General features: G+C 73.1%; 21 protein-coding genes. 10 read left to right on the top strand and 11 right to left on the bottom strand.

All coding sequences use genetic code 11. The annotated features are described in order from the left end of the window. Nucleotides 1-191 precede the first annotated feature (191 nt). Nucleotides 192-752: a DoxX family protein gene (locus tag ACZ5WK_RS05930; protein WP_465545387.1), complete on the bottom strand. Its 561-nt coding sequence runs from the start codon at nucleotides 750-752 to the stop codon at nucleotides 192-194. Between the two features lie 146 nt (nucleotides 753-898). Here ACZ5WK_RS05930 and ACZ5WK_RS05925 point away from each other — a divergent pair, with 146 nt between their 5' ends. After that, the gene (locus tag ACZ5WK_RS05925; protein WP_465545385.1) at nucleotides 899-1,216 is read left to right on the top strand and encodes a barstar family protein; all 318 of its coding nucleotides are present in this window, start codon (nucleotides 899-901) and stop codon (nucleotides 1,214-1,216) included. 22 nt (nucleotides 1,217-1,238) lie between these two features. Beyond that, nucleotides 1,239-1,871, top strand: a complete 633-nt coding sequence (locus ACZ5WK_RS05920; RefSeq protein WP_465545383.1) for a MarC family protein — start codon at nucleotides 1,239-1,241, stop codon at nucleotides 1,869-1,871. Between the two features lie 43 nt (nucleotides 1,872-1,914). Here the strand turns inward: ACZ5WK_RS05920 and ACZ5WK_RS05915 are convergent, their stop codons facing one another. Next, nucleotides 1,915-2,457 carry an NADPH-dependent FMN reductase gene (locus tag ACZ5WK_RS05915; protein ID WP_465545381.1) on the bottom strand — a complete coding sequence of 181 codons (543 nt, stop codon included), beginning with the start codon at nucleotides 2,455-2,457 and terminating at the stop codon, nucleotides 1,915-1,917. 65 nt (nucleotides 2,458-2,522) lie between these two features. Continuing rightward, the gene (locus ACZ5WK_RS05910) at nucleotides 2,523-2,957 is read right to left on the bottom strand and encodes an Lrp/AsnC family transcriptional regulator (protein ID WP_396319560.1); all 435 of its coding nucleotides are present in this window, start codon (nucleotides 2,955-2,957) and stop codon (nucleotides 2,523-2,525) included. 200 nt (nucleotides 2,958-3,157) lie between these two features. Here ACZ5WK_RS05910 and ACZ5WK_RS05905 point away from each other — a divergent pair, with 200 nt between their 5' ends. The 3 genes from ACZ5WK_RS05905 to ACZ5WK_RS05895 all read left to right on the top strand — a co-directional run bounded on the left by ACZ5WK_RS05905 (nucleotide 3,158) and on the right by ACZ5WK_RS05895 (nucleotide 6,051). Beyond that, nucleotides 3,158-3,988 (top strand): tryptophan 2,3-dioxygenase, encoded by an 831-nt coding sequence (locus ACZ5WK_RS05905; RefSeq protein ID WP_396319561.1) that lies wholly within the window; start codon nucleotides 3,158-3,160, stop codon nucleotides 3,986-3,988. A gap of 68 nt (nucleotides 3,989-4,056) precedes the next feature. Then, the gene (kynU, locus tag ACZ5WK_RS05900) at nucleotides 4,057-5,283 is read left to right on the top strand and encodes a kynureninase (protein ID WP_465545379.1); all 1,227 of its coding nucleotides are present in this window, start codon (nucleotides 4,057-4,059) and stop codon (nucleotides 5,281-5,283) included. A gap of 276 nt (nucleotides 5,284-5,559) precedes the next feature. Continuing rightward, on the top strand, nucleotides 5,560-6,051 hold the full coding sequence (locus tag ACZ5WK_RS05895) for a F0F1 ATP synthase subunit B family protein (protein WP_465545377.1): 492 nt from the start codon (nucleotides 5,560-5,562) through the stop codon (nucleotides 6,049-6,051). 103 nt (nucleotides 6,052-6,154) lie between these two features. On the opposite strand, the gene ACZ5WK_RS05890 is transcribed toward ACZ5WK_RS05895, so the two are convergent. Then, nucleotides 6,155-7,099, bottom strand: coding sequence for a hypothetical protein (locus tag ACZ5WK_RS05890; protein ID WP_465545375.1), 945 nt, complete (start codon nucleotides 7,097-7,099; stop codon nucleotides 6,155-6,157). 64 nt (nucleotides 7,100-7,163) lie between these two features. On the opposite strand from ACZ5WK_RS05890, the gene ACZ5WK_RS05885 reads away from it, so the two are divergent. From ACZ5WK_RS05885 to ACZ5WK_RS05875, 3 genes are all read left to right on the top strand, one after another. Next, nucleotides 7,164-7,790 carry a TetR/AcrR family transcriptional regulator gene (locus ACZ5WK_RS05885; RefSeq protein ID WP_465545373.1) on the top strand — a complete coding sequence of 209 codons (627 nt, stop codon included), beginning with the start codon at nucleotides 7,164-7,166 and terminating at the stop codon, nucleotides 7,788-7,790. A gap of 417 nt (nucleotides 7,791-8,207) precedes the next feature. Then, nucleotides 8,208-8,918, top strand: a complete 711-nt coding sequence (locus ACZ5WK_RS05880) for a 4'-phosphopantetheinyl transferase family protein (protein WP_465545371.1) — start codon at nucleotides 8,208-8,210, stop codon at nucleotides 8,916-8,918. Between the two features lie 149 nt (nucleotides 8,919-9,067). After that, nucleotides 9,068-9,550: a DUF2269 family protein gene (locus ACZ5WK_RS05875; protein ID WP_465545369.1), complete on the top strand. Its 483-nt coding sequence runs from the start codon at nucleotides 9,068-9,070 to the stop codon at nucleotides 9,548-9,550. A 221-nt stretch (nucleotides 9,551-9,771) separates the two neighbouring features. On the opposite strand, the gene ACZ5WK_RS05870 is transcribed toward ACZ5WK_RS05875, so the two are convergent. Beyond that, nucleotides 9,772-10,776 carry an Lrp/AsnC family transcriptional regulator gene (locus tag ACZ5WK_RS05870; protein ID WP_465545367.1) on the bottom strand — a complete coding sequence of 335 codons (1,005 nt, stop codon included), beginning with the start codon at nucleotides 10,774-10,776 and terminating at the stop codon, nucleotides 9,772-9,774. Nucleotides 10,777-10,900: 124 nt separating this feature from the next. Between ACZ5WK_RS05870 and ACZ5WK_RS05865 the strand changes: the two genes are divergently transcribed. Then, nucleotides 10,901-11,713: an inositol monophosphatase family protein gene (locus ACZ5WK_RS05865; protein WP_465545365.1), complete on the top strand. Its 813-nt coding sequence runs from the start codon at nucleotides 10,901-10,903 to the stop codon at nucleotides 11,711-11,713. 130 nt (nucleotides 11,714-11,843) lie between these two features. Here the strand turns inward: ACZ5WK_RS05865 and ACZ5WK_RS05860 are convergent, their stop codons facing one another. The 6 genes from ACZ5WK_RS05860 to ACZ5WK_RS05835 all read right to left on the bottom strand — a co-directional run bounded on the left by ACZ5WK_RS05860 (nucleotide 11,844) and on the right by ACZ5WK_RS05835 (nucleotide 18,508). Then, entirely contained in the window at nucleotides 11,844-12,731 is an 888-nt protein-coding gene (locus ACZ5WK_RS05860; protein ID WP_465545363.1) for an amidohydrolase family protein, read from the bottom strand. Next, nucleotides 12,728-14,362: an acyl-CoA dehydrogenase family protein gene (locus ACZ5WK_RS05855; protein WP_465545361.1), complete on the bottom strand. Its 1,635-nt coding sequence runs from the start codon at nucleotides 14,360-14,362 to the stop codon at nucleotides 12,728-12,730. Before ACZ5WK_RS05855 ends, ACZ5WK_RS05860 begins: the two co-directional genes overlap by 4 nt. Further along, nucleotides 14,346-14,975, bottom strand: coding sequence for a TetR/AcrR family transcriptional regulator (locus ACZ5WK_RS05850; protein WP_465545359.1), 630 nt, complete (start codon nucleotides 14,973-14,975; stop codon nucleotides 14,346-14,348). Before ACZ5WK_RS05850 ends, ACZ5WK_RS05855 begins: the two co-directional genes overlap by 17 nt. Nucleotides 14,976-15,210: 235 nt before the next feature. After that, nucleotides 15,211-16,686 (bottom strand): S28 family serine protease, encoded by a 1,476-nt coding sequence (locus ACZ5WK_RS05845; RefSeq protein ID WP_465545357.1) that lies wholly within the window; start codon nucleotides 16,684-16,686, stop codon nucleotides 15,211-15,213. Nucleotides 16,687-16,825: 139 nt separating this feature from the next. After that, nucleotides 16,826-17,761 carry a S1 family peptidase gene (locus ACZ5WK_RS05840; protein WP_465545355.1) on the bottom strand — a complete coding sequence of 312 codons (936 nt, stop codon included), beginning with the start codon at nucleotides 17,759-17,761 and terminating at the stop codon, nucleotides 16,826-16,828. Nucleotides 17,762-17,878: 117 nt separating this feature from the next. Then, complete coding sequence (locus ACZ5WK_RS05835) at nucleotides 17,879-18,508, bottom strand: TetR family transcriptional regulator (protein WP_465545353.1); 630 nt, start codon at nucleotides 18,506-18,508, stop codon at nucleotides 17,879-17,881. 170 nt (nucleotides 18,509-18,678) lie between these two features. Between ACZ5WK_RS05835 and ACZ5WK_RS05830 the strand changes: the two genes are divergently transcribed. Further along, a complete protein-coding gene (locus tag ACZ5WK_RS05830; RefSeq protein WP_465545351.1) occupies nucleotides 18,679-18,834 on the top strand; it encodes a hypothetical protein in 156 nt (51 codons plus the stop codon). The last annotated feature ends 42 nt before the right edge of the window (nucleotides 18,835-18,876 follow it).

The raw sequence follows: 18,876 nt of genomic DNA, 5'->3' as shown, positions 1-18,876 counted from the left end.
CCACCCTCTGGGGGGGTTCCCCCACCCCCCAGAGGGTTTGGTTTGTCGGGGGGAGGGGTGGTTTCCCCCAACCGGCTTGGTGCGGGGGAGTTCGTCCGTTCCGCCTCCCCGCGCACGGGACGCCGCCGGACGGGGGCGGTTTCCGGCGAGTGGCGTTCAGGCCATTCAGGCCTCGCGGCAGCGGGCGGGGATCAGGAGAGGCCCGAGCCCTCCTGGTCCTCCGCCTCCATGGCGGCCCGCTCCTCGCTCAGCCGCACCGCGTGCCGGCGGCGGGCCACCACGCCGTACGCGGAGGCCGCGCTGGCGGCGAAGGCGAGCACGCCCACCCACGGGCGGTCGAAGGCGTGGCCGGTCAGGTGGTCCAGCGAGTACCGCCCCGGGCCGGCCAGGCCCAGCGCCAGCCCGGTCGCGCCCAGGAACGCCGGGTACTCGTAGCCACCGGACATCATGAAGAAGCCGGCCGGCGCATGCACCGCGACCGCCCCCGCCATGGTGCCGGCCACCACGGCACCGGCCGCCGGTGTGGCCAGCCCGGCCACCAGCATGGCACCGCCGCCCGCCTCGCCGAGGCCCGCGGCCATGGCGCTCCGCCGCCCCGGGTGGAAGCCCATCTGCTCCATCGCCTGGGCAGTGCCCTCCAGGCCGCCGCCACCGAACCAGCCGAACAGCTTCTGGGTGCCGTGCGCGATCAGCACCCCGCCGACGGCGCCGCGCAGGGCCAGCAGGCCCAGGTCCTTACGGTTCAGACACATGTCGAGTCCTCGTTCCAGCGGAGGGTGATCCGGCTTCCATAGGAGCCGAAAGGGCGGGCCGGTTCGACCCGGGACCGCCATCCGGGCGAATATCGAGGAGGGAGGGAATACCCGGGCGAACAGGGGCGAGCAGGAATGGAGGACGGATGACCGTCACCCGGCCGGAACGGCCCACCTACGTGCTGGACGGCCGCGGGGTCACCGACCGCGCCGCGTTCTACACCGCCCTCGGCGCCGCCCTGAACGGGCCCGGGGGCTACTACGGTTCCAACCTCGACGCGCTGGCCGACTGCCTGCACGGCGGATTCGGCCCCACTCCCCCGTTCACCCTGCTCTGGCAGGACGCCGGCACCGCCCGCCGGCACCTGACCGGCACGGTCTTCCTCGGCGAGCGGCGGCTCGACTACTTCGACGCGATCCTCGTCACGCTGCGCGCGGAGGGCGTGGCGGTCGAACTGCGATGATCAGCGCGGCCATGCTTGGCCCATGTTCGTCTTCGACCTGAGCAGCGCCTTCATCGCCTTCTTCGCCGTCGTGGGCCCGCCGAAGGTCCTGCTGTCGTTCGCCCGGCTGGCCGGCAGCCGCACCACCGGCGAGCTGCGGCGGCTGGCGGCCTGGTCCACGGTGATCTCCGCCGTCATCGGGCTGGTGCTCGCCTACACCGCCGACGCCGTCACCTCGCTCTTCCACATCAGCGACCAGTCGCTGCAACTGGCGGGCGGGGCGATCTTCTTCATCTACGCCGTCGCCCTGGTCCTCGGCATCCACCTCGGCGCCGGCGACGACGAGGACGAACACCTGGCCAATCCGATGGTGGACGGCATCCGCGAGCTGCTGCTGCCGTACATCGCCAGCCCGCTGGCGGTCACCGCGGTACTGGTCGGCTCGCTCGCCAAGGACGACTGGGGGTGGCGGACCACCGTCGCCGGGGCGTACATCGCCGTCGTGGTGATCAACTACCTCTGTGTGGCGGCCCTCGCCCCGCTGATGCAGCGCACCCACCGGACCTCGCTGGAGGTGCTCTCCCGGCTGCTCGGCCTGCTGCTGGCGGCGGTCGGGGTGGAACTGTTCCTGAACGGCCTGGCGGGGCTGGGCCTGCACCTGCCGGACGGGCACTGAGCCCGGCCGGCAGGGTCCGGGGCCCTTCGGCGGAGGGCCGGGGTCAGCCGGCCGCCAGGCGGGCCAGCACCTCGCCGATCCGGTCGCGGACCAGCGGGTCCGTGGCCAGCCCGTCCGGGCCGACGCCCGAGCGGTCCAGCGGGATCCGTGCGCAGGCCTCGTCCAGCACGGCGGCGCCGGTGTAGCCGAGCACGGTGCGCAGCGTCGCCTCGGCGCCGTGGCCGCGGCCGGGGGCGGCGGCGGTGATCCAGGCGGCGGGCTTGTCAGAGATCTCGGTGCCGCCGACCGTCCAGTCGAGCAGGTTCTTGAACGAGCCGGGCAGCGTGCCCGCGTACTCCGGGGTGCAGATCAGCAGGGCGTCGGCGGCCTCGATGGCGGCCCGCAGTTCGGTGACCGGCGCGGGCAGCGGGTCGGTGTCGTCGTCGGGGTTGAAGTGCGGCAGTCCGGCCAGGCCGGTGTAGAACGTGGCGGTGACGCCCTCGGCGGAGTGCGCGACCGCGGCGGCGGTGCGCAGCACCGTCTCGTTGGTGGAGCCGGCGCGCAGGCTGCCGGAGAGCAGCAGGATGTGACGGTCGTCGTTCGGCATGGCGAGGAACCTATCGCTCCGCCGGACCTGACGTTCCGTCGGGCCGCCGTGCGGGACCCGCCCGTTCAGGGGGCGACGACCGGGCGCCAGGGCACCGGGCTGGACAGGATCATCGAGCTGGCCGGCTGCCCGTAGGCGCCGAGGCGGTCGATCAGCGCCTCGAAGTCGGCCATCGCGGGCACGGCGACCAGCAGCACGCAGCAGGCGCCACCGGTCACCCGGTGCAGCTGGAGCACCTCCGGCCAGCGGGCCACCTCGGGGTCGCGCAGCACGCAGCGGGGACCGTAGCACTGCAGCTGGACCAGCGCGGTGATCGGCAGCCCGGCCCGTGCGGGGTCGACGTGGGCGTGGTAGCCGCTGATCACCCCGTCGGCCTCCAGCCGGCGCACCCGTTCGGCGACGGCGGGTGCGGAGAGACTCACCCGGCGGGAGAGTTCGTTGTACGAGAGCCGGGCGTCGGCCTGGAGCTCGGCGAGCAGGCGGCGGTCGACGGCGTCCATGGCGGCTCCAGGAAGGTCGTGGTCGGCGGGCGTTGCGTGGCCGGATCCAGCCGTTTCGCGATCATAAAGCAGATCGGCGGAAAGACCTCTCGAACGACAAGTCCGAGTGCCGTTGGGGTGCCCGGAGCCCATTCAAGAGCGGGTGGTGGCCGCCGCACAATGGGGCCCCGCAACTGTGCGGGTCATCAGGAGGGATCGGGATGGGGCACGACGCGGTGGAGAAACCGAACCTTTCGTTCGGCCCGGGCGGCGAACCGGGTCACGGCACCCCGTACGCCCGGTACGTGCGGCTGGCCGAGCTGCACAGCCTGCAGAACCCGCGCAGCAAGGTGCCGGCCGAGATGTCGTTCATCGTCTCCACCCAGGTGATGGAGCTGCTTTTCGGCCTGCTGCGGCACGAATGGACGCTGGCCCAGCAGGCACTCCGCGAGGACGACCTGCCGGCCGCGCTGGCCGCGCTGCGCCGCGGCACCCACGTCCAGGACGTGCTGACGGAGTCCTGGGACCTGCTGGCGACCATGACACCGCAGGAGTTCAACGCGTTCCGCTCGGTGTTCGGCGAGGCCTCGGGCTTCCAGTCCTCGGCCTTCCTGCACCTGGAGTTCCTGCTCGGCAACAAGAACGCCGCCCTGCTGCGGATGTACGACGAGGTGCCGGAGACGCACGCCGAGCTGAGCGCGGCACTGCGCTCCCCCGGCCTGTACGACGACGCGCTGGCCCTGCTCGCCCGGCGCGGGCTGGCCGTGCCGCACGAGCCCTCCGAGCAGCGGCACCGCGCCGACCCGGCGGTGGAGGCGGCCTGGCGGCAGGTCTACACGGACCCCGGGTACGCGGCACTGCAGCCGCTCGCCGAGGCACTGCTGGACGTCGCCGAGCGGGTGACCCGCTGGCGCCAGCGGCATCTGGCGGCGGTCAAGCGGGCGATGGGCGCCAAGCCGGGCTCGGGCGGCTCCAGCGGCCTGACCTGGCTGCGCAAGGCCGCCGAGCAGGACGTCTTCCCCGAGCTGTGGACCGTCCGGGACGAGCTGTGAACGGGCCGGACGCGACCGGGCGAGATGTGACCAGAGGAATGGACGACAGAGTGGGCGAGAGACCGGGCATGATCACGCGCGAGGACTGCGCGGCGCTGGACGCCGTCGACCCGCTGGCGGCGTTCCGCAAGGAGTTCGCGCTGCCGGAGGGGGTCGTCTACCTGGACGGGAACTCCCTCGGCGCGCTGCCGGCCCGCACCCCCGGGCGGGTGCGGCAGGTGGTCGAGGAGGAGTGGGGCCGGGAGCTGATCCGCAGCTGGAACGAGGCCGGCTGGTTCGAGCAGCCCTACCGGCTGGGCCGCCGGATCGCCCCGCTGGTCGGGGCCGGACCGGCGGAGGTGGTGGTCTGCGACACCACCTCGGTCAACCTGTTCAAGGTGCTGACGGCCGCACTGCGGCTTCGCCCCGGCCGGCACACGGTGCTCGGCGACGGCGCGGCGTTCCCGACCGACCTCTACATCGCCGAGGGCGTGACCCGGCTTTTCGAGGGCGCGCGCAGCGTCCTGGTCACACCGGAGGAGCTGGACCGGCACCTGGACGGGGACGTCGCCGTCGTCGTCCTCTCCCACGTGGACTACCGCACCGGCGAGCTGCTGGACATGCCCGGGATCACCGCCCGGGTGCAGGCCGCGGGCGCCCTGATGATCTGGGACGTCTGCCACTCGGTGGGTGCGCTGCCGGTCGGGCTCGGCGCGAGCGGCGCCGACTTCGCGGTCGGCTGCACCTACAAGTACCTGAACGGCGGCCCCGGTTCGCCGGCCTTCCTGTACGTGGCCGAGCGCCACCTCGCGGCCGGGCCGGAGCAGCCGCTGAGCGGCTGGTTCGGGCACGCCCGCCCGTTCGCCTTCGAGCCCGGGTACGACCCGAAGGCGGGCATCGGCCGCTTCCTGACCAGCTCGCCCTCACTGCTCGGCCAGGCCGCGCTGGAGTCCTCGCTGGACGTCTGGGAGCGGGCCGACCTGGCCGCGGTGCGGGCGAAGAGCCTGGCGTTGACCGATTTGTTCATCAACCTGACGGAGGGCCTGGACGGGGTCGAGGTGGCGACCCCGCGCGAGCACGCCCGGCGCGGCAGCCAGGTCGCACTGCGGCACGCCGACGGCTACCCGGTGGTGCAGGCGCTGATCGCGCGCGGGGTCATCGGGGACTTCCGCGCCCCGGACCTCATGCGGTTCGGCTTCACCCCGCTCTACCTGTCGTACACGGACGTCTGGGATGCGGCACAGCAGCTGGCCGAGGTGCTGGAGAGCGGCGAGTGGCGGGAGGAACGCTTCTCCCGGCGCGGCGAGGTGACCTGACCCCCGACGACTCCTCCCCTGTCACCGGCGCCGAGCCCACCGTCGGCGGCGACTGGACGGCCGGCCCGACCGTCGAGTAGGTCATGGGCCGGCGACGTCGAGCAGGTGAGTCGATCCGGTGGGCCGGGATCGGTGATCGCGGGCCAGGCGCTCTCTGGCCGGCGATCCACCCACACCCACTCCTCCGCACCCCACCCGCGACGGCGGTTTGCCGCCAAAGCAATGGGGCAGGTAGACATTTGAGTGATCGTCATACCATCTGAGGGGTGTATCGACATGGAAATCGGCCCGCTGAAGCCCGACCCCGCCGAGGTCCTCGTCGCCCTGGCCTGCTTCTTCCTGATGGTCTGGCTGCTGGGCCGCAAGGTGCTGCCGAGGATCGAGCACGTGCAGGCCGAACGGCGGGATGCGACCGAAGGCCGGCAGCAGCGCGCGGAGGAGGTCCGCGACGAGGCGGAGCGGACGTACGCGGCCTACCGGCAGGAGCTGGCGGACGCGCGGCACGAGGCGGCGCTGATCCGGCAGGAGGCGGCCGAGCAGGGTGCGGCGATCATCGCGGCGGCCCGCGAGGAGGGCATCCGCGAGCGCGACCGGCTGGTCGCCGAGGCGGACGCGCAGATCGCCGTCGACCAGGCACTCGCGGCCGTCACCCTCCGCCAGGACGTCGGAGAGCTGGCCGTCGAGCTGGCGGGACGGGTGGTCGGCGAGCCCGTGGCCGCCGTCGCGGCCCGGCGCGGCACGGTGGAACGCTTCTTCGACGAACGCTGAGCCGACGAGCACTGATTCAACGAGCGCTGAGCCGACGAACGCTGAGCCGTGACGCGGGACGGCCCTTCGCCCACCACGGGCGGGGGGCCGTCCCGCGTTGCCGTCACGGCGAGGTCAGCTCCTCGACCAGCCGCCGGTAGACGTCGAAGGCCGGCTTGCGGGTGTAGTCGTCCCGCAGCAGGCCGAAACGGTCGAAGGCCCCGGAACCCGCGCTGTCCACGTCCCGCAGACTGAAGAACGCATAGCCCTCGATGGTGAGTTCGGCGGCGAGACCGGCGACCGTCCGGACCACCTCCTCCACCACCTCGGCCTGCCGCCGCTCGCTCCGGTCCGGACCGGTGGGCCAGCCGTGCTCGCAGATCCGGACCGGCACCGACGGGCCGATGCCGGCCTTGGCGAGGGAGTCCTGCCGGAAGCCGGTGAGCACCGCGGCGACCACCTCCGCCAGCCGCTCCGGCGGGACGGGCCGGAAGACGTCGGGGAAGAAGTCCAGGCCGACGTAGTCGAGCGCGCGGTGGAAACGCTCGTCGGCGAGGGCGCCGAGCTCCGGCCAGAAGGTGTCCGCCGGGTCGAAGTTCAGCGCCGCGTTGAAGCCGACGGCGAGGTCGTGACCGCAGGCCAGCGCCTCCTCCTTGGCCGCGATCACGCCCTGCACCAGCGCCTGGCGGATATTGGGGGTGCTGCCGTCGAGCGCGGGCAGGTCGACGTTGGGCTCCTCGCAGACCTGCAGGAGCGCGATCCGGTGTCCCTCGGTCCGGACGGTCCGCCGGACGAAGTCCAGCCAGCCGTCCAGACTCCCGCTCGGCTCGCGGAACTGGAGGACGAGGTCGAGCCGGCGGCCCTCGACCGCGTAGCGCTCCGGTTCGGCCGGGGTGGGCACCCCCTCGGGGTGGTGGCGGTAGGCGCGCACCAGGAACGCGGGCGCCGCGCCCTGGAGTTCCCGCAGAGCGGCGGCGATCAGGGCCGGGTCGTCGGGGCGGACGGGTTCGATCACGCCGGTGTCGTCGCCGAGCAGACCGCCGGGATAGATGCCGAAGGTGAAGGTCATGCCGCCACCGTAGCGGATATTTTTGGTGCCACTGCAAATTTAGCGTGACACTATGATTCCTGCCATGGGACTTCGCGAACTCAAGAAGCAGCAGACCCGGACCCTGCTGGCCGACACGGCGATGGGCCTGTTCGCCGAGCGCGGGTTCGAGCAGGTCACCGTGGTCGAGGTGGCCCGGGCGGCCGGGGTCTCGGCCAACACGGTCTTCAACTACTTCCCGACCAAGGAGGACCTCTTCTTCGACCGGCAGGAGGAGGTGGTCGCCCACCTGGCCACGGTGGTGCGGGAGCGGCCGACGGGCACGTCCGCCGTCGACGCCGTCCGGGCCGACCTGCTGGCCGGGCTGGCGGCCGGCGAGCCGACGTACGGGCTGAGCGCCGAGGCGGCGGTGTTCTGGCGGGTGGTCGCGGAGAGCCCGGCCCTGCGGGCCCGGCTGCTGGAGCTGGGCGAACGCGCCGAGGCGGCGCTCGCGGCGGCACTGGCCGCGGAGTCGGGAGCCGACCCGGACGACCCCCTGTCACGGGTGCTCGCCGGCGCCGTCGCGGGGGCGCACCGGGCCGTGATGGCGGAGATCCGGCGCGGCATCGTGGCCGGCGAGCCGACCGGGACCGTCCGCGCCCGGGTGGAGGCGGTGGTCGTGGTGGCCTTCAACCTGCTGGGGACGGGGCTGGCGGACCACCCGGCGCGATGAGCGCCCCCACGACGCGTCAGGCCGCCCGCTCGGGTGAGCAGGCGGCCTGACGGCGTTCGGCTGTGACGCTCAGCTGCAGCGAGCGGCGTGACGGCGGCCGGCGGCAGCGCCGCGACGACGGCGGCCACCGCCACCCGGACGCCCGGCGCCTGCGGGCCTCCGGCGCTCTCTTCGTGGCGGTTGTTCGGTGATCCGGCGCACCGGCGCCTGACCCATCGACACATTTCCTCCACACAAAGAAAAGGCAGGCCGGGAAGCCTGCCGTGGTTCGGTTGATCCTGTGTTGATTCCAGCCAATCCGGTGCATCCAACACTAAATCGGATGATTCATACCCTATAGGCCCTCAGGAGCGGTCCGAGATTCCTCCACCCGGGCCCGTCACCGCGCGCCGGCCGCGCCGCCGCTAGGTTGGCACCATGACTTCCGAGGACCAGGATCCGCACGCCCCGCTCGCCGCCGTCGCGGCCAGTGCCGACGTGCTGCGGCATCCCGAGGCCGGCGAGCACCTGCTCACCGCGCTGGAGCGCGAGCGCGCCGCCCGGTTCCGGCGCGACTCCGGACGGGCCGACTTCACGGCCGCGCACATCCTGGTCCGGCTCTGCGCCGCCCGCCTGCTCGGCGTCCCGGCCGCCGGGCTGACGCTGGCCCAGAACTGCCCCGACTGCGGAAAGGCCGACCACGGCCGCCCGTACCTGCCGGACCACCCGGACGTCCACGTCAGCCTCTCGCACACCCACGGCGTCATCGCGGCCGCCGCCGGACACCGGCCGATCGGCGTGGACGTCGAACTGGCCACGCGCGGCGGCGCGCTCCCCGAGGTCGCCCGGCGGGTGCTCGCCCCGGCGGAGCTACGGCTGGTCGAGGCGCACCCGGAGCCGGGGGTGGCGTTCCTGCGGCAGTGGGTGCGGAAGGAGTCGCTGATCAAGCTCGGGCGGACCAGCCTGGACGGGCTCTCCGCCGTCGATCTCTCCGCCCTGCCGCTCGACGTCCCGGCGGACGGGCCGCTGCGCAGCCGCTACCAGGACCTGCATCTGCTCGACTGGACCGACGCCGCGCACGGGGCGGCCGTCTCGGCCGTGAGCACCGCGGCGCCGCGGGTCGTGCTGCTGACGCCGCCGGCCGGCTGACCGAGCCCGACCAGAGGCCCGACCCGACCGGCGGCGCCCCGGATAAGCGGTGTTAGCGTGCCTGCTCGGGGCACGGAAACCGGACGCCCCGGCTGCCCGCGCCGCGTCCCCGGCGCGCAGCCCCCGTTGGATCAAGGGGTGCCCCCGCCATGGCCAAGTTCCTGCTGAGCCTGCACGTCCTCGCCTCGGTGCTGTTCATCGGCCCGGTGGCGGTGGCCGTCAGCATGTTCCCGCGCCGGGCGAAGGCCGCTCTGGCCGGCGGACCCGACCGGGCCGCCGAGGCGGGCACCCTGCGCCTGCTGCACCGGATCACCCAGGTCTACGCGCTGCTGGGGATAGCCGTCCCGGTGATGGGAATCGGCGTCGCCCAGGTGATGGACGTGCTCGGGCAGTCCTGGCTGATCGTCTCGATGGTGCTCACCGCACTCGCCGCGCTCTCCCTCCTGCTCTTCGTGCTCCCCGCCCAGCAGGCGGCGGTGGACGCGCTCGACCTCGACGGCGGGGCCCCGGAGCACGGCAAGGCCGTTCAGGGCCTGCGGCTGCTGCCGATGACCGCCGGCGTCTTCAACCTGCTCTGGGCGGTTGTCGTGGTGCTGATGATCATCCGGCCGGGCTCGACCACCGGAGCCTGACCGGCCGGAACGGCCCACCCGGTACGGTCCTGCCATGACGACCCCGGGGATCGAGGCCGGTACGGGGACGGGCGGACGGCGCCCAGCTCGACCAGGGTGGATCCGCCGACACCCGGCAGGTCGCCGAGCGGCCCGGAGAAGGCCAGGTAGGCGAGGCCGTTGCCGCCACTGACCACCGCGTCGGGTGCGAGGAAGCGCCGCAGGTTCGGGTCGGGGCCGGGTCAGGGCCGTGGGCGCGGGCGTTGCAACGGGACACCCGCCCGTTTGACCGCGCGGGCGACGATGGCCGTCTCGGCGCGGTCGACGCCGAGCGGGCCGAGCGTCCCGGTGAGGAAGCGGTAGAGGCCGCCGTGATCCGCACAGAACAGGGTGGCCATCAGGTTGGCCGGGCCGCTGGTGGCGAAGACCCCGTGCACCTGGGGGTGGCGGGCCAGCGCCGTACCGACCTCGGCGAGCCGGCCCGGCGGGACGTCCAGCCAGAGGTTGGCGTCCACCGCCATGCCCAGCAGCCGTGGGTCGACGGTGGCGTGGGTGCGGAGCAGACCGGCTGCGGTGAGCCGGTGCAGCCGGCGGCGGACGGTCGATTCCGGCGCGCCGACGGCCGCCGCCAGGGCGGCGTGGGACTGCCGGGCGTCGACGGAGAGGCGGGCGAGCAGGGCCCGGTCGAGCGCGTCGAGCGGGGACCTCTCCCGGGGGCCGTCGGCGGGCGGCGCCGGGGCAGCAGGAGTCAGCGCGGCCACCTCGGCCTCGTCCAGGTAGCCGGCCTGCCACCGCCCCGCGTCGGAGAAGGCGTGCAGCACCGCGTGCGTGGTGGTCTCGGTGACCGCCGCGGTGGCGGGCAGCTGCCCGTACAGCAGCCGGTGCCGGGAGCCGGCGTCGCCCAGCATCACCGCGCCGACCTCCTGGCCGCCGAGCATGACGTCGACGAACGGGACGTCCGGACGGTCCGCCAGGGCCTGCGCGATGGTGTCGACCTTGCCGCGCAGCACCCGGACCCGTAGCAGCAGCGCGCCGACGGCGGCGTCCTCGACATCGGGCATCCGGACCACGCGCAGCAGACCGGCCTGCTGCATCCTGGCCAGCCGGCGGGTGACGGTCCGGGCGGAAACACCGAGCACCTCGGCGATCCGGCCGGTCTCGGCCCGGCCGTCGACCTGCAGGGCGCAGACCAGACGGCGGTCCAGTGTGTCCAGCACCGTGTCCGGATCAGCAGTCGATAGGTCCATGAAGTCCGATCCCCGTCAGTTCTGGCCGCCATGCCGTCCTATTCGACAGCAATGACGGTACTCCTTGTCCCGGGCGGCCGGAAGATGCCGCTACCGGCCCGCGGCGGACAGGACAGGAGAAGCGATGAACGACGAGGTCCAGGAGCTGAGGGAGCTGCTGCCCGGGGTCGAGGCGGCGGTGCGGGAGGTCGGCGCGCGGCTGGCGGCGGTGCGCCCGGCCGAGCCCACCCCCGCGCGGACGGTCGCGGAGGCGATGGCTCACTTCGCCGAGCTGGACGGCCCGGCCGCCGCCCACCTGCGGGCACGGCTGGGCGAACTGCGCCCGCAGGCCGGCTGGGTGACCGACGAACTGGAGGGCGCGGTGCCGGCCGAGGGCGAGTGGTGGCTCTGCGACGCCACCGACGGCGCCGTGCAGTACCTGCTCGGCCAGCAGCAGTGGGCGGTCACCGCCACCCTGCTCCGGGACGGTGTCGCGGTGCTGGCCGTGGTGCACGCGCCGGAGCTCGGCGGGCGGACGTACCGCGCGGTGCGGGGCGGCGGCGCCGAGCTCGACGGGCGGCCCGTCGCACCGCCGGAGCGCGAGCTGCCGGTGGCCGTCGCCGGGACCAGCCAGCCACCGCTGATGGCCTCGGACCCGGTGGCACTGCGCCGCGCGGGCGAGTCGCTGACGGCGGTGTTGGGCTCGGTGCTGGCGGTCCGCAACCTCGGGCCGACGTCACTGCAGGTCGCCCAGGTCGGATCGGGGCAGCTGACGCTGTTCTGGGAGTACGGGGTGGACGCGGGCAACCTGCTGCCGGGGGCGCTGATCGCGGCCGAGGCGGGCGCGACGGTGACGGACGCCGCCGGGGCGGCCTGGACGGCCGGCTCCGACAGCTTCCTCGCCGCCGCGCCCGGGCTGCACGCGGACGTGCTGAGGCTGCTGCGTCCGGTCGGGTGACCGCCGGCGTCGGCGACCACCCGGACCGAACGGCGTGGCGGTGCCGGCGGCAGCGGCCGGGGAGGCCGAACTGCGTGGCCATGGCGACGTCAGCGGGGCGGCCAGGCCGAACAGCGTGACCGTGCCCGGCTCAGCGGCCGGCCAGGCCGAACAGCGTGGCCGCGTTGTCGTGGCAGACCGCGCGAAGCCACTCCTCCCCCAGGCCCAGCCGGTCCAGCGCCTCCAGCTGGTGCATGTACCGGTACGGGATGTTGGGGAAGTCGCTGCCGAGCAGGACGCGGTCCTGGAGGGCGCGCAGGCGCGGCAGTTCGACGCGTGGGAACGGATCGTCGGCCTCGACGAAGTCGGTGAACGCCATGGTGGTGTCCAGCCGGACGGACGGGTGTCTCTCGGCGAGGTCGAGGAAGTCGCGGTACTCGGACATGCCGAGGTGGGCGACCACCAGGACCAGGCCCGGGTGCCGGTCCAGCACCTCGCCCATCGGGCCGGGGCCGGTGAACTTGCCCGCCACCGGGCCGGATCCGCAGTGGCTGACCACCGGGGTGCCGGTCTCCGCGAGCAGCCCCCAGACCTCGTCCAGCCGGCGGTCCGTCGGGTCGTAGCCGCCGACCTGGAGGTGTGCCTTGAACACCCGGGCGCCGTCCTCGATCGCCCGCGCCACGTAGGAGGGCGCCTCGGGCTCGGCGAAGAAGGTCGCGGTGTGCAGGCAGTCCGGGGTGCGGGCGGCGAAGCCGGCGGCCCAGGCGTTCAGCCAGGCGGCCATGCCGGGCTTGTGCGGGTACAGCATGGACGTGAACGCCCGGACGCCGAACTCCCGCAGGCGCTCGACGCGTTCGGCCTCGGCCTGGCGGTAGGTGATCGGCCAGGGGCGGTTGACGAGCGGGCCGGCCGCGTCGAAGTACGCCCACACCTTGTCGAGGACGTTCTTCGGCATGAAGTGGGTGTGCACGTCGATCAGGCCGGGCAGACCGAGGCCCTGCCAGAAGCCGCGGACGTCCGCCACCTCGTCGTCGCTCATGCGGGCACCGGGCGGGCGCGGTCGATGATCGCCCCGGCGTCGAGGCCGGAGGGCAGGGTGCCGAAGGCGGCGCCGTGGTCACCTCCGAGGCGGGAGGCGCAGAAGGCATCCGCCACCGCCGGGTCGCCGTGGCGGACCAGCAGCGAGCCCTGGAAGGCCAGCGCCATCGACTCGACCAGCCGGCGTGTCCGGAACTCCACGTCGCTCAGGTCGGCGAACTGCTTGCGGAGTCCGGCGACGGCGGCATCGAGCCGGCGGTCCGCGCCGGCGGCCGCGTCCAGCTCGCCGAGGAAGGCCTCGACGGTGTCCGGCCGCTTGGCCATGGCGCGCAGTGCGTCCAGGGCGGCGACGTTGCCGGAGCCCTCCCAGATCGAGACCAGCGGCGCCTCCCGGTAGAGCCGGGGCATGCCGGACTCCTCGACGTAGCCGTTGCCGCCGAGGCACTCCAGTGCCTCCGCCGCGTGCGCCGGACCGCGCTTGCAGACCCAGTACTTGGTGACGGCCAGCCCCAGGCGCCGCACCAGCGTCTCGGACTCGTCCCCGGCGAGGGCGAGGTCGGTGGCCTGGGCGAGCCGCATCGCGACGATGGTGGCCGCCTCGGACTCCACCACCAGGTCGGCGAGCACGTTGCGCATCAGCGGCTGGTCGACCAGCGCCCGGCCGAAAGCGTGGCGGTGGACGGCGTGGTGGACGGCCCTGGTGGCGCCGAGGCGCATGCCGGAGGCGGCACCGATGGTGCAGTCGAGGCGGGTCATGTTGACCATCTCGATGATGGTCGGGACGCCCCGGCCCTCCTCGCCGACCAGCCAGCCGACCGCGCCGTCGTACTCGATCTCGGCGGAAGCGTTGGACTTGTTGCCCAGCTTGTCCTTGAGCCGCTGGAGGTGGAGGCGGTTTCGGCCGCCGTCCGGGAGGATGCGCGGCAGCATGAAGCAGCTGAGCCCACCCGGCGCCTGGGCCAGCGTCAGGAAGAGGTCCGACATCGGCGCCGAGGTGAACCACTTGTGCCCGGTCAGCCGGTAGGTGCCGTCCGCGTGCGGGGTCGCGGTGGTGGTGTTGGTGCGGACGTCCGAGCCGCCCTGCTTCTCGGTCATCGACATGCCGGCGATCAGCCCGCGCTTGCCGTGCGGCTCGCGCAGCCCGAAGTCGTACTCGGTGGCGGCCAGCAGCGGCTCCAACTCGGCCGCGAGGGCGGGGGTGGCGCGCAGGGCGGGCACGGCGGCGTACGTCATCGAGACCGGGCAGGTGTGGCCGGCCTCGACCTGGCCCCAGACGAAGAACTTGGCAGCGCGGGCGGCGTGCGCGCCGGGCCGGTCGTCCCGCCAGGGCGCGGCGTGCAGGCCGTGGCCGACGGCGGTGCGCATCAGCTCGTGCCAGGCGGGGTGGAACTCGACCTCGTCGATCCGGTGGCCGAAGCGGTCGTGGGTGCGCAGCACGGGCGGGTTCTCGTTGGCCAACCGGCCCCACTCGGCGGCCTGTTCGGAGCCGGCCAGCCGGCCCAGCTCGTGCAGCTCCGGCTCGGCCCAGCCGGCGCCGGCCCGGTGCAGGGCGGAGAGCAGGGCCGGGTCGGCGGCGGTGTCGTGTCCGTACGGCAGGGGCACCTGGTTGGTGACCTCATGCGTCGCTGTCATCGCGTCCTCCCAGGGCACGCAGGGTGAAGGAAACCAGGGCGGGGACCACCTCGGGCGGGGTGTCCCCGGTAGCGGGTGCGTGGGCCTCGGCGAGCGGGCCGGCCAGCGCCTCGCCGACCGCGCCGACGATGCCGGCGGCCGTCAGCTCCGGGTCCTGCCGTGGCAGCCGGCCGGCCGCCACGGCGGCGGCGATCTCGGTGGCGATCACGTCGCGGAACGCCCGGCGGAACACCAGGCGTTCGGCGTCCACGACGGCGTCGGCCGGTTCGACCAGCAGCACGTAGGCGAGCCGTGGCGCGCGCAGGGCGCGGGCGGCGAAGGTCTCGACGACGGCGGCGATCCGCTGCAGCGGGGTCTCGCGGCGGGCGACGGCCTCGTTGACGGCGGCGATCTCGCGGGTGACCACCCGGCGGAACAGCTCGACGGACAGCTCGGCCTTGTTGGCGAAGTGCTGGTAGAGGCTGCCGGTGGCGATCCCGGCGCGGTCCGCGACGGCGGCCATCGAGCAGCCGCGGTAGCCGCGCTCGGCGAGCAGCAGGACCGCGGCCTGGAGCACCGCCTCGCGTTGGGCGTCCAGGCGGGCTTGTACGGCGGGCGTGCGTCGGTAGGCCACGGAAGCATTGAAGCATCGATTCACTGCTTCGGGGAGGGGGTGCGCGGCACTGTTTCCCCCGTCGGCCGCACGCCCGCGCGAAGGGGCCATCCGCCGGCGCTTCGCCGGGCGGATGGCCCCTCGTGGAACATGCGCGCCGCTGTTACGGGCGGCTGTTACGGGCGATCTGGGCCCGGCCCGTTGCGGACGGTGACGTTGCCGCCGCCCGCCGGAGGCCGTGGTGGCCCGGTCGCCGCTAGAGGCGGTTGTGCTCCAGCTTCAGGCCCTCCTCGTCCAGCGGGCCGAACGGCGGGATCTGGTGCGACTGGGCGAGCGAGCGGGCCGCCGCCGGGTCGGCCAGGCCGGCCCACTCCAGCACCTTCGCGGTGGCCTCGGCCGACTCCGCCGCCGGCAGCTTGCCGATGTTGGAGCCGTGGTTGCCGCCGGGCACGGTGTAGACGTGGCTGTCCTCACTGCCCCAGCCCAGCCGGAACGGCTCGGCGCCCCACGGGTCGTTCTGCCCGTAGACGAAGATGATCCGCTCGGCCGAGTGCTTCACCCAGCGGTCGATGTCACGCATCGCGGACGGGTCGAAGCGCATCGGGATGCTCTTCGGCACGTAGGTGCGCGGCGAGTACAGCTCCTTGAAGTCGTAGTGCTGCAGCCCCTTGAGGTGCGGGACCTCGAAGGTGGGCGAACCCAGCTGGGTGCCCGCCTGGTAGTAGTACGCGGTGTACTTGGCGAGCGACTGGTCGCTGTTGCCGGTGATGCCGGACTGGGCGTCGAACCACGCGTACAGCTGGTCGTCGGTGGCGGCGGCCCCCGGCGGGACGCTGGCGCAGTCCGCCTGGGTGCTGTACTGCCAGAACGCCCAGACCACGTCGAGCACGCCCGCCTCGTACGCCCGGTCGGCACTGCCGGTGGTGGTGAAGGTCGAGCCGGCGGCGGCGTTGTCGGCCACGTAGCGGGCCTCCAGCCGGTCGCGGCGGACCAGCAGCTCACGCTGGGCGGCGTCCAGCGCGGCACGGCACTCCGGGGTGCCGACGTTCTCGAAGAACTCCGTGTACGCGGAGTCCTCGCGGTTGTCGACGTCGTTCGGCGCGACGTAGGCGATGGTGCCGTCCACGTCCTCCGGGAAGAAGCGGCGGTGGTAGGTGGAGGACATGCCGCCCTTGCTGGCCCCGGTGGAGAGCCACGCACGGTGGTAGATCCGCTTGAGGGCGGTGATGATCCGGTGCGAATCGGTGGCCGCCTGCTCGATGCCGGCCTTGGTCCAGTCGGCGGGCTCCGGGCGCGACGGCGTGAAGTACCGGTACTCGATGGAGACCTGGTTGCCGTCGGTCAGCCGGGTCGGCTCGGTGCGCGACGGGGTGGTGCCCAGGGTGTAGCCGTTGGTGTAGAAGACCGTCGGGCGGTCGAACCCCCGGTGCAGCACGCTCAGCCGCTGCTGGAAGGTGCCCAACCACGGGCGGAAGTGGTCGATCGGCTGGGTGTAGGTGAGCAGGAAGTAGCGGTGGTCGGCGTCGGTGGGCTTCTCCTCGGTGACGGTCATCCCGGGGATCGCCGCCAGGCGGTCCTTGATGTCGGCCGAGGCGTCGTCGGCGACCGAGGACCCGCCGCGGGCATCCGGGCTGCCGGGCTCCCCCTGCGCGAACGCGGGCGTCGCCAGGCCGAGGCCGAGCATGGGTATCAGCAGAACGGCGACCAGCAGCCTTCTGAGCTTGGTGGACATCAACTCTCCATCGGGTCAACGGAACTGTTCGACACTCTCCGGCAGCCGGTGGCCGGCTGCCGGTCGGACGGCCGTCCGGTAGACGGCCGAGTGGGCCACCCGCCGATCGCGGATGGCCCACCGGGAAAAGATGTGCTGGTCAGGGGCGCGGCAGGGTGCAGCCGGGCAGAGTGAGGTCGAGGCGGTTGCCCGTCGCGAAGCAGGCCGGGATGCCGTAGGTCTCCTGGGCGTAGTTGATGCCCTGCCGGACGGTCACCACGCCGTTCTGGTCCACCTCGCACGGGTTGTTGTCGGTGCAGCGCTGGCCGTCCTCGTTGCCGGTGTTGTTCACGGCGACGACCTGGCCGGTGCTGACGTCGACCACGGGCGAACCGGAGGTGCCGCCGATGGTGTTGCAGCTGGAGGTGTAGCGGACCGAGTCCTTCCAGGTCCAGGAGCCCTCCTTCAGCCGGTAGACGAAGCCGTCGACCGAGCAGGAGTAGATCTTCTTCCAGTAGCCGGAGACCACCTTGATCGAGGTGCCCTGCACCGGGTGGCCCGCCGCGATGGTCAGCGGGGCGATCCCGTAGCGCGACTGGATCGAGGCGTAGGTGGTGTTCAGCTGGTAGATCGACACATCGGTGTCGGTCATGGTCCCGTAGACCACCTTGGTCGCGCGCAGCGTCGCGGCCTTGCCGCCGGTGGAGTTGAGCAGCGAGAAGGTGCGGCTGGACGCCTGGTTGACCACGACCTCACCCGGGCCGGGGAAGCCGCTCTCCAGGCAGTGGCCGTTCGAGAGGACGAGCGCAGGGTCGGTGGCGGCCGAGCCGGGGAGCCGGACCAGCGAACCGGAACAGTTGCTGAGGGCCACCGTGCCGGCGAAGTTCACGGCAGCGGCGGCCTGCGCCTGCGCGGTGAAGCTTTCGGCGGCAGCGCCGTCGGCAGTGCCTTCGGCAGTGCCTTCGGCGGCGGTTGCTGTGGCCGCGGTCATTGCGGCGGCTTCGGCGGGGGCTGCGGATGCGGTGGGGGCTCCGGCGAGGGCGGTGGCCCCGGCGAGCAGGAGCGTGGTGAGCATGCCTATGAGCGGCTTCTTCATGAGAGACCTCTCGTTGTGGGGGTGCACCCAAAGCTGGCGCGGACATGACGTGATGTCAAGAGTCCACCCACAACAGAGAGGCCGCGCAGCCGCGGCCCCCGGCTACCTCAACCGCCTTCAGCCACCTTGCCAGTGGCGACGACCGAGGCTGATCAGCCTCAGCTGGAGCCGGGCGGTGGCGGCGATGCGCTGCTCGCGGGCCGGGTCGACCTCCTGGGCCTCGAGAAAGGCGGCGGCCGTGGAAACCATGTGGTCGACGTACAGCTCGGCCAGCATCCGCAGATCCTCCCGGCTCCACCCCTGCGACACCGGCTGGAGCGCGAGCGCCGCGCCGACCTCCTCGGCGAACCGCCCCAGTTCGGCGTCGATCGCCTCCCGCACCTGACGCACGCCCCCGTGCCGCTCGCGCGAAAGGAAGCGCACATGCGTGCGGTGTTCGCGGACGTGCTGCTCGATGACGTCCACCGTCCGGTCGATCAGCTTCTCGGCTCCGCCCTCCCCGGCGAGCACCGAACGGACCATCACGTGGAGGCTGGCGAGCGACTCCTCGACCAGCGCCACACCGAGCGCGGCGAGGTCCGGGAAGTGACGGTAGAACGCGGCCGGTGAGAGCCCGGCGGCGCGGGTGACCTCGCGCACGCCGAGGCTCGCCAGGTTCTGGTCGGCCAGCAGGCCCAACCCCGCATCCAGCAACGCGCGCCGACTCTGCTGCTTCTGGGCCTGTCTGGCCCCCACGGTGTGACTCACATCATTCAGTAAACAAGTGTTTGCCGAAATTGGCCAGTCGGGCGTAGAGTGACCGAGGATTCAGCGAACACTTGTAAACCCAAGGTTTCGCACCGCCGGTACGGAACCGCCCGTTCGCACCGCTGATTCGCACGACCTGCTCGCACCGCCTGCTGCCGGAAGGGCCCGCCATGATCCTGCTCACCGCCCTGGTCGCCATGGGCGTCCTCGTCGGCGCCGCCGCCCACACCACGCTCCCGGTCTTCCTCGCCGCCTCCGCCGCCATCACCGCCTGGCTGCTCGCATTCGGCGCCCGCGAGGGCATCGCCCGCCTGCGGCAGCGCTGAGCCGGCACCCCCCTGCTCTTCGGCCGTCTCACCCTCCGGCCG

This window comes from Kitasatospora sp. NPDC032757, from assembly GCF_055579305.1.
The sequence above is the reverse complement of the archived record's forward strand: the minus strand, read 5'-3'. Positions and strand labels throughout refer to the sequence as shown.